At 33.8% G+C, this 16,965-nt stretch carries 16 protein-coding genes and 1 riboswitch; of the genes, 10 read left to right on the top strand and 6 right to left on the bottom strand.

The annotated features are described in order from the left end of the window. The first annotated feature begins 6 nt into the window (after positions 1–6). Positions 7–534: a MepB family protein gene (locus tag BUE22_RS16555; protein ID WP_073396588.1), complete on the top strand. Its 528-nt coding sequence runs from the start codon at positions 7–9 to the stop codon at positions 532–534. A 58-nt stretch (positions 535–592) separates the two neighbouring features. On the opposite strand, the gene BUE22_RS16550 is transcribed toward BUE22_RS16555, so the two are convergent. The 3 genes from BUE22_RS16550 to BUE22_RS16540 form a co-directional block, all read right to left on the bottom strand. After that, entirely contained in the window at positions 593–4,054 is a 3,462-nt protein-coding gene (locus tag BUE22_RS16550; RefSeq protein ID WP_073396586.1) for a T9SS-dependent choice-of-anchor J family protein, read from the bottom strand. Between the two features lie 288 nt (positions 4,055–4,342). Next, on the bottom strand, positions 4,343–5,095 hold the full coding sequence (locus BUE22_RS16545) for an SDR family NAD(P)-dependent oxidoreductase (RefSeq protein WP_073396583.1): 753 nt from the start codon (positions 5,093–5,095) through the stop codon (positions 4,343–4,345). Between the two features lie 151 nt (positions 5,096–5,246). Further along, positions 5,247–5,618, bottom strand: coding sequence for a hypothetical protein (locus BUE22_RS16540; protein WP_073396580.1), 372 nt, complete (start codon positions 5,616–5,618; stop codon positions 5,247–5,249). Between the two features lie 136 nt (positions 5,619–5,754). Here BUE22_RS16540 and BUE22_RS16535 point away from each other — a divergent pair, with 136 nt between their 5' ends. Together BUE22_RS16535 and BUE22_RS16530 are read left to right on the top strand one after the other, a co-directional pair. Continuing rightward, positions 5,755–6,336, top strand: coding sequence for a pseudouridine synthase (locus BUE22_RS16535; protein WP_073396577.1), 582 nt, complete (start codon positions 5,755–5,757; stop codon positions 6,334–6,336). A gap of 52 nt (positions 6,337–6,388) precedes the next feature. Next, a complete protein-coding gene (locus tag BUE22_RS16530; protein ID WP_073396575.1) occupies positions 6,389–6,844 on the top strand; it encodes a tRNA (cytidine(34)-2'-O)-methyltransferase in 456 nt (151 codons plus the stop codon). A gap of 99 nt (positions 6,845–6,943) precedes the next feature. Here the strand turns inward: BUE22_RS16530 and BUE22_RS16525 are convergent, their stop codons facing one another. The 3 genes from BUE22_RS16525 to BUE22_RS16515 form a co-directional block, all read right to left on the bottom strand. Further along, complete coding sequence (locus BUE22_RS16525; protein ID WP_073396572.1) at positions 6,944–7,723, bottom strand: ABC transporter ATP-binding protein; 780 nt, start codon at positions 7,721–7,723, stop codon at positions 6,944–6,946. A 107-nt stretch (positions 7,724–7,830) separates the two neighbouring features. Further along, positions 7,831–8,859 (bottom strand): iron ABC transporter permease, encoded by a 1,029-nt coding sequence (locus tag BUE22_RS16520; RefSeq protein ID WP_165768477.1) that lies wholly within the window; start codon positions 8,857–8,859, stop codon positions 7,831–7,833. Between the two features lie 6 nt (positions 8,860–8,865). Continuing rightward, positions 8,866–10,008 carry an ABC transporter substrate-binding protein gene (locus tag BUE22_RS16515; RefSeq protein ID WP_073396568.1) on the bottom strand — a complete coding sequence of 381 codons (1,143 nt, stop codon included), beginning with the start codon at positions 10,006–10,008 and terminating at the stop codon, positions 8,866–8,868. Positions 10,009–10,180: 172 nt separating this feature from the next. On the opposite strand from BUE22_RS16515, the gene BUE22_RS16510 reads away from it, so the two are divergent. The 7 genes from BUE22_RS16510 to BUE22_RS16480 all read left to right on the top strand — a co-directional run bounded on the left by BUE22_RS16510 (position 10,181) and on the right by BUE22_RS16480 (position 16,964). Beyond that, positions 10,181–10,543 carry a C1orf53 family protein gene (locus BUE22_RS16510; RefSeq protein WP_073396567.1) on the top strand — a complete coding sequence of 121 codons (363 nt, stop codon included), beginning with the start codon at positions 10,181–10,183 and terminating at the stop codon, positions 10,541–10,543. A 30-nt stretch (positions 10,544–10,573) separates the two neighbouring features. Next, positions 10,574–10,960, top strand: coding sequence for a four helix bundle protein (locus tag BUE22_RS16505; RefSeq protein ID WP_084540273.1), 387 nt, complete (start codon positions 10,574–10,576; stop codon positions 10,958–10,960). A gap of 23 nt (positions 10,961–10,983) precedes the next feature. After that, positions 10,984–11,496, top strand: coding sequence for a bifunctional adenosylcobinamide kinase/adenosylcobinamide-phosphate guanylyltransferase (cobU, locus tag BUE22_RS16500; protein ID WP_073396562.1), 513 nt, complete (start codon positions 10,984–10,986; stop codon positions 11,494–11,496). 172 nt (positions 11,497–11,668) lie between these two features. Then, positions 11,669–13,345 (top strand): nicotinate-nucleotide--dimethylbenzimidazole phosphoribosyltransferase, encoded by a 1,677-nt coding sequence (gene cobT / locus BUE22_RS16495; protein WP_073396559.1) that lies wholly within the window; start codon positions 11,669–11,671, stop codon positions 13,343–13,345. Positions 13,346–13,494: 149 nt separating this feature from the next. Beyond that, positions 13,495–14,286 (top strand): adenosylcobinamide-GDP ribazoletransferase, encoded by a 792-nt coding sequence (locus BUE22_RS16490; RefSeq protein ID WP_073396557.1) that lies wholly within the window; start codon positions 13,495–13,497, stop codon positions 14,284–14,286. After that, the gene (cobC, locus tag BUE22_RS16485; protein WP_073396554.1) at positions 14,271–14,807 is read left to right on the top strand and encodes an alpha-ribazole phosphatase; all 537 of its coding nucleotides are present in this window, start codon (positions 14,271–14,273) and stop codon (positions 14,805–14,807) included. Before BUE22_RS16490 ends, cobC begins: the two co-directional genes overlap by 16 nt. A 67-nt stretch (positions 14,808–14,874) precedes the next feature. After that, a riboswitch (cobalamin riboswitch) is annotated at positions 14,875–15,074 on the top strand. Between the two features lie 27 nt (positions 15,075–15,101). Next, a complete protein-coding gene (locus BUE22_RS16480) occupies positions 15,102–16,964 on the top strand; it encodes a TonB-dependent receptor plug domain-containing protein (RefSeq protein ID WP_073396776.1) in 1,863 nt (620 codons plus the stop codon). Position 16,965: the final 1 nt, after the last annotated feature.

The raw sequence follows: 16,965 nt of genomic DNA, 5'->3' as shown, positions 1-16,965 counted from the left end.
CTTAAAATGGCAATCAAAAATAACTGGATTAACACAAAACTATTCCCTAACGATTTAATTATTGCCAAAGAATTGGTTTATGATTATTGCAATTTTGAATGCACTGAACCTCAACCAGAAGCAGAAAGTCAGGATTATAATGCATACGATTTTCAAATTGAAGGCCGTACTATTAAATTTAGAACGGCAAAAATTACGCCTACAAAAACAGGGCAGTTTGTAACTTTATGGAAACGAAATACAACCGGAATTATTGAGCCTTTTGATTTTTCTGATGCAATTGATTTTGTGATTGTAAGTGTTAGAAAAAATGATTTATCAGGTCAATTTATTTTCCCGAAATCAATTTTGTTACAAAAGGGAATTTTTTCGACTGCTGCAAAGGAAGGAATACGTGCCACGAGAGTTTATCCGCCCTGGGATGAAACTTCGAGCAAACAAGCTCAAAAAACGCAAAAATGGCAATTGGATTATTTCTGTGAAATATCCCCGAAAACAGATTTCGATAAAATCAAAAAATTACTGCTTTTATAAAATACAAAAAAGGCTGTCTGAGATTCAGACAGCCTTTTTTTAATACCGGTTATTGTGATTATTTCTTTATAATCTTATCTTTAAAAACAACTTTATTGTTTTCACTTAAGGTGTAAACATAAATTCCAGATCGTAAATTACTTACCTGAACTGCGGCAATATTACTATCCTGCGAACCTTTTATTTCAATCGGACCTCCAACTAAACGTCCTGAGATATCATAAAGCTTTAATTTTAAGTTTCTCTCGTCTGTTGTTTTTACTACAATATTTACAACATCAGTTGCAGGATTTGGATATGCTTGCGCAAAACCTTTTTTAGCATCAAAATCAATTGTTGATAAAACATCCTCTTTCAATTCAAAACGCGCAATTACAGGTCCGTGATCTGAAGTGGTGTTGGTATAGTCCTGAATATCACTTCGCGGATCATACACAGCAATTGATTTATCAATATATTCATCTGATAATTCATTAGAAATAACAATATGATCTAAAAATCCTCCGGAACTTAAAAAACTAGAAGCGCCTGCTTTGCTGATTTCTAAAGTTAAGGCGTCGAAATTAACTTTATCATTTACAAATGCTTCATAAGAAGAAGGATTTGGAGTAATAACTGATGCTTTTACGTCATCATTAAAATCGCCTAAAAGAATCAAATTAGCATCTGGATAATGCGTAACTAGGCTATCTCTTAATAATTCTGCATCATATTTACGCATGTTGTATCTCAAAATATCACTTCCGCTGTTTGCACGGGCGTGAATATCGATAAGATTTATTTCTTTCTTGATTCCGCCAATATTCGTTTCTATAGTTACCAAATAAGGCAAACGTCCTGAAGAAAAGAAACTGGCACTTGGATTTGCCGGCGGATCTTTTACCGCTACAGGATAATTAGGCAGTGTTTTTGTTCCGGCTTGTATTTCATCATACAACTCCTGAAACATAACACGAGTCTTTTTTACGGTAGTGGTTTGTGTATTATAAAGAACCACTAACTTTTGAGGTGGAAAATATGGACTAGGTGTTGTTTCAAACGAATACGACCATGTTGGCGAAATTGTTTTGTCGAATGTTTTTCCGTTGATATTTATTTTTGCAATCAACTTATCAATAGAAGGATCATCAGAAACTTCCTGAACTACATAAACATCTGCATTTAATTTGTTCATTACTTTGGCAACATTCTCAATTTGTAAATCATCATTCGTTGGACCAAATTCAACATTTTTTTCATCTCTTACATCCGTACCAAAAAATTCAAGGTTATATGTTACAACATCAAAAGTATCTGCTTTTGGTATAGAAGAACCTGTAAACAAACCAATTTGTTTGTTTAAACCTGTACCAGTAACTGTTACAGTTCCTGAAATTGCTAATGCTTTTGAAGAAGGCGTAAATCTCGCATAAATCGTTTTTGTATTTGAAGCATCTGTTGCATTCACTAAAACACTTGATTGAAATGTAACGTTATCCAAAGACAACTGAAAATCTGCAGGAGCTGTCAGTGTTATATCGTCATAACCTTTTGATTTAAAAACAAATGACAAACTTGCAGAAATTGTATTTGGGTTTGCATCGCCAAAATCTAAAACAGGGTTTGAATCTACATAAGCAGCTTCGTTTGTAATTGCAACATCATCTAAAGACCATTCGGCAGCATTATTTGTTCCTCCGGCTGTAGTTTCATAAACCCAGGCAACATAAGTATTCGGAGTTTTATAATCGCTTAAATCTATAAATTGCGACTGTGTGTAAGTTCCGGTTATAGTTGGAAATTTACCCTCAATTTCTGTCCATGTTGCCAATTCCGGATTGCTTATTCCGTCATAATTTGTAGAAACCAATAATTTTAAATTTGGTCCGGCATAAAATTTACGAGAGTAAAAAGACAGTAAAGCATATTGTGTAAAAGTATCTAAATGGAGTTTTGGTGAAATTAGCCAGTCTTTGCTTGGACCATTATCCGAAAAACCATTCATTAAAACAGCTCCTGATCCTGAGTTTACGTTTCTGGCACTATTTGTATATGACCATTTATTTGTTGTTCCAGAAGTATTATATTGTTTCCAGCCGCTATTTGCTAAAACATTTGCATCGTTAAAACCTTGTATATAAGGGTTGATTCCTGTTCCGGATAAAGCAACAATTTTGTTCATTGCGCCCGTTGATTCATGTGTTATTTGTCCCGAAAACAGACCGGTTGCATCTGGTAAAAATTTTACATAAACAGTTTGAGATGCATTCAAAGCAAAATCAGCAGCAGCAAATGTTATAGAAGATGAAAATGTATTATTATCTTTAGAAATAGTAAAATTTGATACGGTCGATGTTACCACAACATCAGCCGTTAGATTTGAAGCCGAAATTTGATAACTAAAACTATCTGAAATATAATTTGGTTCTAAGAATCCTAAATCCAGTGAAGAAACTGTTGCAACTATAGTTGGTGTTGGAACATTCGAAGTTGTAGCATCTACTTTATTTACGGCTGACTGAATATTTCCATAAGGATCTTCAGAAACAGAGAAAACAGAATATGCTGTGCTAAGATTTAAACCCGTAAAAGTTTTTACATATTCCTGAGAGGCATTTGTTATATCTAAAACTCCCGATTGTAAAGCGGCTGTTCCTGTTGCATCCTGACCTGCTTTTGTTTGAGTAATTGTAGGTTCTGAACTTCCTGCCGGCAAGAGAACATAATACGTTTTACCGATTTCATCTATTTTATTGATAAAATCAAAACCTTCTCCTCGAATATTAGATGTTTTTGGATAACCTGCAATAGTAACAGGAGCAACAATATCACTTCTAATATCAATATTATCAATTGCAAAAGAAGGTCTTGAACCACTTCCTGAATATTGTCTGGCAATCCATCTTATTTGAACTATTGATTGATTGTTACAATCAGAAGGTAATGTTACTTTAATTATTTGAGAGTTTTGACCAGATGTGTCATTTGCACCAATTTTTTGAATTGAATTATTCACATATACCGTTGAGGGTAATGTTGTAAAATCAGCCGTTGTTCCTACCCTATATTGCAAAACAAATTCATTAACACGGGTTGTCGGAGGACTTCCTATTCCTGTAGGATTACGAATTACCATAGCATCGTATTTCACTTGTACACCAAAATTATTAACTGTAGAAAAAGCAAAACCTATTGATGAATCCAGAAATGATCCAGCATTCAAAAAACCAATTTTACCATTATAATTATGTACATTTCCACTTGTTGTATTAGCTGAACTATTTGCTGTCAAATCTTTATTTCCTACCAAAGTACCTGAAACAGTAAAATTGGATGGTGTTGGTAAACTTGAAGGAGTGCTCGATGACCAGCCTTGAAAACCTGCAGGGTACAAAGTGGCATCTGCAGCTAATCCCTGAAAATCTTGGGTGTAAGGCAAAGTTTGTGGATCCGGCATCGTCTGCGCGAAAAGATTGATCGAAAAGCAACAAAAAAAACTTAAAAAAGTCATTAAATGACGTAATGAGTAAATGTTTTTCATATGATTAAAAAATAGGGTTTTAGATATCAAATTTAAGTTTTTAAAGTTAAGAGAATATTGCAATAACTTAAACAAATTGTAAGGTTATTTATAAACATAAAGCACCAAAGGTCAAACTATTCATATATTCATTGGGTATTCTGTAAGTAAACAGAACTCATTTCATTTTGCATCATTTTCTAAAACCACTTATTTTTAATAAGAAAATTAGCTTTCAATTTAAATTTTAGTCAATAAAAAAAGCTGCCCGAATTTCAGACAGCTTCCTAATATTATAAAAACTGATTTTTAAATCGCCGTATATCCACCATCGGCAATAATATAACTTCCGGTTGTGAAAGAAGATTTTTCAGAACTTAAAAAAGTAACAAGTTCTGCTATTTCTTCGGCAGTTCCTAAACGGTTCATTGGAGCTTTTGCAGCAATGGCAGTCATCGCCTCTTTATTCAGATTATCTTTCAATAAAGCTGTTTCTATATAACCCGGACCAACAGCGTTGCAGCGAATATTTTTTTGTGCATATTCCGCAGCAATATTTTTAGTTAAACCAACAACTCCATGTTTTGATGCTGTATATGCCGGACTTAATGGCGCCGCAACCTGACCGTGAATAGAAGCAATATTTACTATACTTCCACCACCATTTTTCTCCATTTGTTCTAATTGATAACGACAGGCATAAAATACACCACTTAAATTTAAAGCGATTACTTTATCCCAAGCTTCCGGTTCATATTCTCCGGTTGGTTTTGCAGGTCCGCCCATCCCTGCATTATTACACGCAATATCAAGTCGGCCGTATTTTGAAACCGCTACTTCAACCATGTGCTTATTGTCGATTGCGCTAGACGAATCGCCTTTTACAAAAAAGGCTTCTCCTCCGGCATCTTTTATAACTTTTACGGTTTCTTCCCCGTGCTCAACATTAATATCCGAAACTACTACTTTTGCTCCTTCACGAGCGTAAGATTCTGCAACAGCGCGTCCAATTCCTGAACCACCACCTGATACAAAAGCTACTTTGTTTTCTAAAAGTGACATATTCTTAAAATTTAAATTTATAGCAACAATTTACGAAGATCTTAACCGCTGACCATAACAAAACCAAGGTTTACAATAAGATTAAGACTTTATCACAATCAAATGTTATTTCACATTAAAATCATGTAAATCATCTTTTTTTTTCTTAATGTTAATCTTCACCCAATTTCATATTGCCTCGATCTTCATGGCTTTCCGGATCTGAATTAGGATAACGATTTGGCGTAATATCAGAATTTCGATCTTTGTTTTCGACTGTTTTTTTTGCTTCTTCTTCAGATGAAACTCCACGGTTTGCATTGGCATTATTTGGATCTACATCACCTTTGACTTTTTTGATGTCTTCATTTTCATTTCGCGCTCTTTCTACTACTTGTTTATTTCCGTCCTGATCTGCTACAACTTCTTTTTTCAAATTGGCATCGTCGGCTTTTCCATCGTGCGAAATATTTTTCCCTTTAGATTCGTCTATATTTTTTTGTACTCCATTTATTTTTTTAGAGCCTAAATCATTAGTTCCCATATCATTTTTTTTAAAGTTCTTATATAATATTACGAATTCTAAATTTTAAAACTAAATGGTTTAACATTGCTTTTAGTTTATTCCCGTATTATTTTTAATGAAGATGAAACAAAACTATCTTTGCAAAAAATAAAACATGCATCAACACTTCATTCTTTTTAAGCCTTACGGTTATTTGAGTCAATTTATTTATGAATTGAAAAGAAAGAAAAAACTCTTGGGCGAATTGTATGATTTTCCAGAAGGAACTATGGCAATTGGGCGCTTAGACGAAGATTCTGAAGGATTGCTTTTGCTAACTACTGACGGAAAAGTCAGCGAGCAAATAAGAAGCAAAAAAGTAGATAAAGAATACTATGTACAAGTTGATGGAATAATAACTACTGAAGCGATCGAACAATTGCAAAAAGGCGTTGAAATTGGTTTTGAAGGTGCAAAATACACCACAAAACCTTGCTCTGCATTTATCGTTACCGAAATTCCGGATTTTGGACCAAGAGCAAAAAAAATCAGAGATGAGCGTCACGGGCCAACTTCCTGGGCTTCAATTACTGTAAACGAAGGCAAATTTCGTCAGGTTCGAAAAATGACTGCGGCCGTTGGTTTTCCAACACTTAGATTAGTTCGGGTTAGAATAGGAAATGTATATTTGCAAAACTTAAAAGCCGGAGAAGTTTTAGAAGTTCCAAATTTTAAATTAGATAATGTGTCAATTTGAGAATTAGATAATTCCCAAATAAACGATTAAACAAATTAACAAATAAACGATAATGCTAAACGTTGTTCTTGTCGAACCGGAAATACCAAATAATACGGGAAATATTGGAAGATTATGTGTGGGAACCGAAAGCCGACTGCATTTAATTCACCCTTTTGGTTTTGTTATAAATGATAAAAACCTTAAACGTTCAGGTTTGGATTACTGGGTTCATCTTGATGTAACCGAATATCAAAATATAGAAGAATGGATTGCGCAGATTCCAGATCAATCACGTGTATTCTTAATGAGTTCTCATGCTGAAAAATCGTATTTGGAAACTGAATTTCAAGACGGTGACTGGTTGGTTTTCGGAAAAGAAAGCGTTGGTTTAAGCAAAGAAGTTTTGGCTAGTTTTGAAAATCATTTAACGATTCCGATGTCGAAATTAATACGCAGTTTTAATATTGCTAATTCTGTGGCTTTTGTGGTTGGAGAAGCTAAAAGACAGATTGGATTGAAGAAATAATCTACTTTCCTGCAAGGTTTTCAAAACCTTGTAGGTATTGCGTTTTTTACAACCTTAAATTTATACCTACAAGGTTTTGAAAACCTTGCAGGAAACGAATCAGGTTACAATAAATTTCCCTTTCTCAGCATCAAAAATAATATGCTCATCTTTAAACAAAGTAGCAAAACTTCCGTTGGAAATTAAATTGCAAGGCTGATCCTGAACTACAGTTTCCGGCGTCATAATAATCATTTCATCACTCAATTGAATCGCCAGATCTATATCGTGCGTAGAAAATAAAATACATTTTTGAGTTTCGTGTGTTAGCTTTTTCAATAATTTAAAAAGCGAAACTTTATGCAACAAATCAAGATGTGTTGTAGGTTCGTCAAGAATAATCAACGGAGTATCTTGTGCCAAAGCCCTCGCAATTAAAACCTTTTGCAATTGTCCGTCGCTAATTTCGTAATGCTTTTTTGTAGCTAAATGTTCGATTTGAGTCAACTGCATGGCTTCCTGAACTTTTTCAATATCAGTTGGGGTTAAAGTACCAATCCAATTCGTATAGGGCTGACGTCCTAAAGCAACTAACTCAAAAACAGAAAGATTGCTTGGCGGCAACTTTTCGGTTAAAACAACGCTTAAATTCTGAGCTAATTCTAAAGGATTATAAGTATTGATATTTTTCTCGTTCAAAAAAACATTTCCTGATAACGGTTGTTGAATTCCTGTAATTGTTCGCAATAACGTTGATTTTCCAATTCCGTTTGCACCAATCAAAGAGATTAGTTTTCCTGAGGATAAATTCAAATTTAAATTTTCAGCAATAGTCACAATCGCTTTCTTGGTTTTATAACCAATATTTAGATTTGAAGTTGATAAGATAATACTGCTCATTTTTTAAGATGCTAAGATTCTGAAATACTAATTGCTAAGTTTTTTCACATAGATTAAAATGATCTGCGTAAATCCGTTTAATCCGCGTAATCCGTGTTCCAAATAATTTACTGAAAATTTCTTTTTCGCATTAATAACCAAACTACAACCGGCGCACCAATTATTGAAGTAATTGCATTAATTGGCAAAGTGGTTTCTAATCCGGGTAATTGCGAAGCGATATCGCAGAACAACATAATTATGCCGCCATAAAAAAGCGTGCTCCAATATAAAACGGCGTGATTACTAGTTTGAAAAGTAAGCTTTGCAATATGCGGAACCGCGAGACCTATAAAAGCAATCGGACCAGCAAAAGCTGTTATGCTTCCTGCTAAAATACTAGTTGCAAATATGATGATTAGCTGGGCTTTTTTGTAATTCAAACCCATGCTTTTAGCATAATTTTCACCCAGAAGCAAAGCGTTTAATGGCTTAATACTTCCGGCACTTAAAAGCAAACCAATACCAACACAAACAGCCAAAACAGAAATTGATGTCCAGGAAAGATTTCCCAAACTTCCCAACGACCAAAATGTAAATTTCTGCAATTGTTCTGCCGAACTAAAATAGGTTAAAACACCCACAATTGCACTTGTAAAACTGCCAAACATAAGCCCGACAATTAAAATAGCCATTGTATTTCGCAATCGCTGTGCGACCAATAAAACCAAAAGCAAAACCGAAACACTGCCTAATGTTGAGGCAATAACAAGTCCGTATGGTGACAATAAAATTGCATTTAGAAATGAAGGCAGTAAACCCGCACCCAAAATAACAATCGCAACAGCCAAAATTGCTCCCGAACTCAAACCCAAAACATCTGGTCCGGCTAACGGATTTCTGAATAAGGTTTGCATTAATAAACCGCTTATAGACAATCCTACGCCAACCAAAAAGGCAGTTATGGCTTTTGGCAAACGATAATTAATAATAATATATTCCCAGGTTGATTTACTGGCCTGTCCGCCTGTTAAACTGGTATACACTTCTTTAAACGGAATTGTAATTGATCCTAAACTTATGTCCAGAAAAAACATAAATAACAGCACTAAACCAAGTACAAGAAACAGAATTATATTTCGCTTTGAATTTATCAATGAATCTTAATTTAGTTTAGAGGCAAAGGTAAATTCGTAGCTTGGTAATAAATCAGGGTGAAAAATTTTGATATAATCTTTTAAGACTAAATCTGGTCGGCTTGGTGCCAATTCATAATAAACTGTTCCGCCAGTTGCTCCAAATTTACCTTCAAAAGTATATACGTTTTTAGACGTAAAAGCATCAAATTGTGTGTAATGCGGATTGCTTTTTCCGAACTCTTCCAATGTTTTAAATGAGCCTGAAGCAATCCAGAAATTAGCAGTTTTAGCTTTGTCTAATACTTTTTCAAAAGATAAACCTTCACTTCCGCTTCCTTTTAAATCGGCCCATAAATAATTGGCATGGGCATCATTCATAAATTGTGCAACCCAGCTATTTCCTTTGGCTACATACCAAAGATCTTGATACATAGAACCATACAAAACAGTTGAAGTTGCCGGCTGATCTGCTACTAATTTTTTTGCCTGATTGTAGCTTTCAACAATTTTATCAAACAATTCTTTGGCTTTATCTTCCTTGCCAAACAATGCGCCGTAAAGTTTAACCCATTCTGCTTTTCCAAGTGGAGATTGTTCCATCCAATCTGCCTGAATAAAAACATTTAAACCGCTTTTTTTCAAATTATCCAACATTGGGTTGTTGTTATCTACTCCAAAAGTTATAATCAAATCCGGCGACAATTCTATTAGTTGCTCGATATTCAATTTTTCATTTTGTCCCACATTTTTTACTGAACCTTTATCAATTAAAACTCTTGTTTTTTCTGAAGAAATATAATCGGTATGAGGAAAACCAACTAATTTGTCTTCAACATCAAGCATTTCCAAAAACGGAATATTTGTAGTAGATGTAACAACAACAGATTCTAAAGGCACTTTTATTGTGGTATATTTTTGCAGACTATCCGGGACTTTTGCTTCTTTTTCTTTCAAAATATAAGTGAATTTTGCATTCGCATTTGGCCATGGTTCTATAACCGTAACCACAGAATACCCTTCGTACTTTACAATTGAAAGTCCGGAAGCAAACTCTATGCTATTTTGGGGAATTTCAGTTTTTACAATCTCCGGAGCTTCATTTTTTTTACATCCAACCAGAAGAAAAAATGATAAAACAAAAATAGTTTTTGGAAATAAATGTTTCATATGTAGGTTATATATTTTGAAATTATGGTATCGTTATTGCTTATTGTCATTCAAATTTGAATCACGGCGATTCACAATCGAAATTTTTCAATGAGGACAAAGGTAACGCAATTTATAAATTTTTTATTTACCTTTATTCTTACAAAAACCAAATTTATCTTTACCTACTATTATGAATACCACAAAAACCAAAATTTGCTCGAGTTGCGACTCTGCATTTAGTTGCGGAGATATTTCTGTTGAAAACAAATGTTGGTGTAACGACTACCCTCCTATTTTTAATCTTTCTGATGGAGGAGATTGCCTCTGCCCAGATTGCTTTAAAGAAGCTTGTATTGACAAAATAGACGCTTATATCGAAACTATGACTCCCCAAAAAGCACTACAAAATAAAGCCTTATCTTTACCAAAAACAGAAAAACTAATCGAGGATGTTGATTTTTATATTGAAAACGGCAATTATGTTTTTACAACGTGGTTTCATTTAAAAAGAGGAAATTGCTGTGGTAACAACTGTCGGCATTGCCCCTATTAATTATAAATTATAAATTGTTAGTTGTTAATTATGAAAAACAACATTGTAAAAGATAAAAGTTTTGATTTTGCTATCCGAATTGTCAAATTATACCAATATCTATGTAATGAAAAAAAAGAATTTACACTTTCTAAACAACTCCTAAGATCTGGAACAAGTATTGGTGCCATGATTCGAGAAGCTGAACATGCTGAAAGTAAAAATGATTTCATTCATAAATTTGCGATAGCCCAAAAAGAAGCGAACGAATCTGTTTATTGGTTAGAGCTATTAAAAGCAACAGATTATTTAAATGAAAAAGAATTCGAAAATATTAATAATGATGCAATCGCAATATTAAAATTAATAACCAGCATTCTTAAAACCACAAAAAAACAGATCATTTCTAAAGAGTCTCTTCTTAAAATTAACAACTAACAATTAATAATTAACCATTATAAATGATTTACTTAATTACCGGCGGTGAACGATCAGGAAAAAGCACTTATGCGCAAAATCTGGCTTTGCAGCTTTCCGAATCTCCAATTTATGTAGCAACAGCCAGAAAATGGGATGTTGATTTTCAAAATAGAATTGATCGTCATCAACAAGAACGCGACGAACGCTGGACTAATATTGAAAAAGAGAAATATATTAGTGAAATTGATTTTTCAGGAAAAGTAGCGCTGATTGATTGCGTTACGCTTTGGCTGACGAACTTTTTTGTCGATACTAATTATGATGTAAATTTAAGCCTTGAAGAGGCTAAAAAAGAATTCCTTTCGATTGCCAGTCAGGAAAATACAATATTTATTATTGTAACCAATGAAATTGGAATGGGCGTTCATGCAGAAACTCAAATTGGAAGAAAATTTACAGAACTGCAAGGCTGGATGAATCAGTTTTTGGCATCAAAAGCAGATGAAGTTATTTTGATGGTTTCTGGAATTCCGGTCAGGATTAAGGGGTTATAATTTCTAAAAATAAATTCCAAATTTTTAAAATTCCAAATTCCAAAGCTATAGTTTATCTTTACTTATGTACTAAATTTTCAAATTGTATTAATATTTCCTTTTTTGGAATTTGGATTTTTTTTATTGGAATTTCCCACATATTTGGAATTTAAAAATTGTAATTTTATAAATTATGAGCCATCTAGATGATATATTAAAATCCCGCCGCGATACCCGACATTTTACAACTGATGAAGTGCCTGACGAAGTAATCGAAAAAGCTTTGCAGGCCGGACATTGGGCGCCTTCGGTTGGATTGACGGATGCTACGAGATATTTTATCATTAAATCGGCTGAAGTAAAAAGCGCTATTAAAAAACTATTTTTAGATTATAATAAAAAAGCCGAAGAACTCACCGATAATCCGGAACAAAAAGAGCATTACAGATCGTTAAAACTCGAAGCGATTGAAGAAGCTCCAATCGGGCTTATTATTGCGTATGACAGATCTGTTTTAAATCAGTTTACTATTGGAACTGTTGGCAGTAATGAGGCGGTAAAGTTTAGTTCGGTTTGTGCTGCACAAAATATTTGGCTTTCGCTTACAGAACAAGGTTACGGAATGGGCTGGGTTTCGATCCTGAACTATTATCAGTTTAAAAAAATCCTTGATTTACCTGAAAACATTGAACCTTTGGGCTATTTCTGCATTGGAAAACCGGCAACGAATTACAATAACCAGCCGATGCTGCAGCAGTTGCACTGGAAGCAGAAATCGGAAGCTCCGGATTGCAAAGAAATCAAAAATGTGGTTGAAAGTCGTGTTTTAGATTTTCAATTAAAAACAAAAAAATCTGATACCAAAAATGACTTTGCTAAACTTCTACAGGAAAAAATAGATTCTAAAACCAAACCTGTTGGTTCTTTGGGAACTTTAGAAACTTTGGCTTTTCAGATGGCAACGGTTTTTGAAACCTTAAATCCTAAAATTACAAACCCAAACATTGTGGTTTTTGCCGCAGATCACGGAATCGCAAATCATGGTGTAAGTGCTTATCCGCAAGATGTCACCCGACAAATGGTTGGCAATTTTCTCGAAGGCGGTGCTGCAATCAATATTTTTTGCAATCAAAATAATATTCAGTTATCTATTGTAGATGCTGGCGTAAACTACGATTTTCCAACAAATGCTAATTTAATCAATGCTAAAATTGCAAAAGGAACACAATCGTTTCTGCACGCACCGGCAATGAGTGAAACGGAATTACAATTGTGTTTTGAAAAAGGAAAATCTATTGTTGATGATATTGCAAAAACAAATTCAAATTGCATTGGTTTTGGCGAAATGGGTATTGGCAATACCTCAACAGCTTCAATTTTAATGAGTCTTTTAACTGGTTTTTCTATTGAAGAATGTGTGGGAAAAGGAACTGGAGTTGAAGCTGAAAAATTACTTCAAAAACAAAATATACTTCAAAAAGCAATTGATAATTATTCCGGTCAAGCCGAATTAATGCAGCAATTGGCTTATTTTGGCGGTTTTGAAATCATACAAATGGCAAGTGGAATGTTAACTGCTTTTGAAAATAAAATGATAATTCTGGTTGATGGTTTTATTTGCAGCGTGGCTTTTTTAATCGCTTCGAAAATAAATGCTGATATTCATAAAAATGGTGTTTTCTGCCATTGTTCTGCCGAAAAAGCACATCAAAAATTACTTGATTATTTACATGCAAAACCTATTTTAAATCTAGATTTGCGCCTAGGTGAAGGAACAGGTTGTGCGATTGCTTTTCCTATTTTAAAATCGGCCGAAGCTTTTTTGAATGAAATGGCTAGTTTTGAAAGTGCGGGGGTTAGTAGGAAGTAATCAAGTCTTTCGTTTGTCATTTCGACGAAGGAGAAATCACATCCAGAGAGCGACGCACTGTACGTGAGTTTCTAGTGTGATTTCTCCTTCGTCGAAATGACAAGATTACCTAAAATATATTTTCTTAAAATTAACAACAAATCTCTTAAATGAAAAAAGAACTACATATCTTCTTTACCTGTTTAATGTTTTATACCCGAATTCCCTGCCCCAAAAACATCGATCATAATCCTGAATATTTAAATAAAGCTACTCGTTACTTTCCTTTTATAGGATGGATTGTTGGAAGCATTTCTTTTTTAACTTTCTATCTTTTTTCTTTTTTTCTATCAACAGAAACTGCCGTTATTTTTGCAATTATCACTTCTGTTTTAACAACGGGAGCTTTTCACGAAGATGGTTTTGCAGATGTCTGTGATGGTTTTGGTGGAGGATGGACAAAAGAAAAAATCCTGATCATTATGAAGGACAGTGCTATTGGCGCTTATGGGGCAATTGGTTTAGTTTTACTTTTTTTATTAAAATTCAAATTACTTTCAGAAGGCATTTTGCTTTTTACTACTGATAATGCTCATCTTCTTATTTTCCTTTTGTTTATTTCGGCTCATTCTTTAAGTCGTTTAGCTGCAATTTCGATCATTTTTACGCATAAATATTCGCGTGATGATGCTTCGAGCAAAAGTAAGCCAATCGCAAATAAGCATAGTTGGAAAGAAGTTTTTGGTGCTTTCTTCTTCGGATTAATTCCTTTGTTGGCACTTGCTTTTTTTCAGTATAAAATTTTATTTGCGATAATTCCAGTTTTTCTAACCCGTTATTTTTTGGCTCGTTATTTCCAAAAATGGATTGATGGATATACGGGAGATTGTCTTGGCGCAACGCAACAGGTTTGTGAAGTTATTTACTATTTAAGTATTCTTTTTCTATGGAAATTTATCTAGTTCGCCATACCGAAACTATTTGTGAAAAAGGAGTTTGTTACGGACAATCAGATGTGGCTATTGCTGAGCCTTTTGATTTGGTTTTCGAAAACATCATTTCGCAATTACCTCCTGAAGCCATTATATTTTCAAGTCCGTTGAAAAGATGTTCTATTTTAGCAAAACACATTCAAAAAAGAATAAAAACTATTTCTTATCAGGAAGACAAACGATTGATGGAAATGAATTTTGGCGATTGGGAAATGAAAAACTGGAATGATATTCTGTCCGAGCAACTGAATCCGTGGATGGAGGATTTTGTTAATATTCCGGCTTCAAACGGAGAATCTTTTGTTGAATTACATAACAGAGTTGGTCAGTTTTTGTCACATCAAATTTCAGAAGAAATAAAACAACCCGTAATTATTATTTCGCATGCCGGCGTAATTAGAAGTATTTTATGCCATCATACTTTTTTACCCCTAAAAGATGCTTTTACTAATAAAGTAGATTTTGGACAAGTAATAAAAATAGTACTTTAAAGGTCGTTTTGTTTAGAATTTGATATAAAAAGTGAAACAAATTTGAAAATTCGATGATTTTAACTTTATCTTTGCGCCAAATTAAGGTTGTGTTTATTCAAACACATTAAAAGGGAATCAAGTATAAATCTTGAGCTGTTCCCGCAACTGTAAGCTAAGTTCTAAATGAATGCTTATTGTTATCTACAAACCACTGCTCGCCCCGGCGGGTGGGAAGGTAAACAATAAGACGCAAGCCAGGAGACCTGCCTTTATAACAAATATCGAGCTCTCGGGAAAAAGAGTGTAGAAATTATGACTTTAAAAAAACGTTTTGCATTTTGTTTTCTATTGTTGTGCCAATTTATTTCGGCGCAAAATGATTCTATTACAAAACTTAAGGAAGTTATCGTTTCTGATGTCAATCTAAAAAAATACTCCAGCTCACAATCGGTTCAGGTTTTAAATGATTCTGTTATCAATAAAAATCAGCCTTCCTTAACTTCGCTTTTAAACTATAATACTGTTATTTATTTTAAGGAAAACGGTTTAGGAATGACTTCGGCTCCCTCTTTTAGAGGAACAACAGGAGCGCAAACTGCTGTTATCTGGAACGGTATAAATATAAATTCTCAGTTTTTAGGTCAGGCAGATTTTAATACTATCGGAACAAGAGATTTTAATTCTATAACTGTAAAAGCCGGAGGCGGAAGTGTTCTATACGGAAGCAGTGCCATTGGCGGAAGTATTCACCTTAATAATGATTTACGATTTAAAAAGGAATTCTCAAATCAGGTATTTTTTAGCTTAGGAAGTTATAATACTTTGAGCGCCAATTATCGTACTATCGTTGCATCAGATAAATATAGTCTTCAGATAAGTATTTCCAGAAACAGTTCTGATAATGATTTTAAATATCCGGGCAATACAAATCAGCGAAACACAAATGGCGAATACTACAATACTAGTATGAATACCACTTTTGGTTATAAAATTGATTCGAAAAATACCTTGAAGGTTTATAGCCAGTTTTACGATTCTGAACGCCATTTTTCTTTGACTTCTCCTAATGGTTCCAAAACCAAATATGGTGATTTTAATACCCGAAATTTATTAGAATGGGAAAGTCTTTTTAATCGTTTTACATCAAAATTGAAAGTTGCTCATATTGGAGAATCCTATAAATACTATCCTAGTATTACTTCAGAATTATTCACTTACGGAAAAGTTGAAACTTCTCTTATAAAATATGATTTGGCGTTTGATGTAAATGATAAAATTAAACTAAACTCGATTGTAGATTATAATCGCAATAAAGGATATGGATCGAGTATCGACAATGTAAAAAGAGAAATAGGCTCTGCGAGTATATTACTAAGTCATTCACTAAGTGACAAATGGGATTATAATGCGAGTATTCGTCAGGAAGTAACAGACAATTACGGAAATCCATTTCTTTTTTCGTTTGGAACACGTTATCAGTTTACTGACTTTTACCGCGTAAAAATAAATGCTTCAAAAAACTTCAGAATGCCTACTTATAATGATTTGTTTTGGGAAGGAAGCGGTAATCCTGATTTAAAACCCGAAACTTCTTATCAGGCTGAAATTGGTAATGAATTTTTCACCAAAGATTTTTCAGTATCAGTAACGGCTTATTACAATTCTATTAAAAATTTATTGCGTTGGGTTCCTTCACAAGGCGGCGGAGATATGTGGTCTCCGGAAAATACTGATAAAGTAAGAGCTTATGGTGCTGAAGTAATTTTAGAATGGAAACCAAAAATAGCAAACAATAATTTTACAATTAATGGAACGTACGCCTATACAGTTTCAGAAAGCGAACAATTGATTGCAGGTGAATTAATTTACAAGCAATTGATATATGTTCCTTACCATAAACTGACAGGATCTGTCTCTTACAATTGGAAAAAATTCTCTTCTTATTTTCAGTATTTATATAACGGAGATGCCTATACAACACCTTTTAATAATCCTGCAACTAAAGTTAAAGATTATAACGTTGGGAATGTTGGTGTTGACTATGATTTTGGCAAAAAGAAGAGTTATAAACTTGGATTTCAAGTACTAAATGTTTGGAACGAAAATTACCAACCTGTTACAAGCAGACAAATGCCCGGAAGAAATTATTCTATATACATAAACCTTAATTTTTAAA

The sequence above is a fragment of the Flavobacterium pectinovorum genome, from assembly GCF_900142715.1.
GTDB lineage: Bacteria > Bacteroidota > Bacteroidia > Flavobacteriales > Flavobacteriaceae > Flavobacterium > Flavobacterium pectinovorum.
Note: the sequence above shows the minus strand (reverse complement) of the source record. Positions and strands in the feature narration are given on the sequence as shown.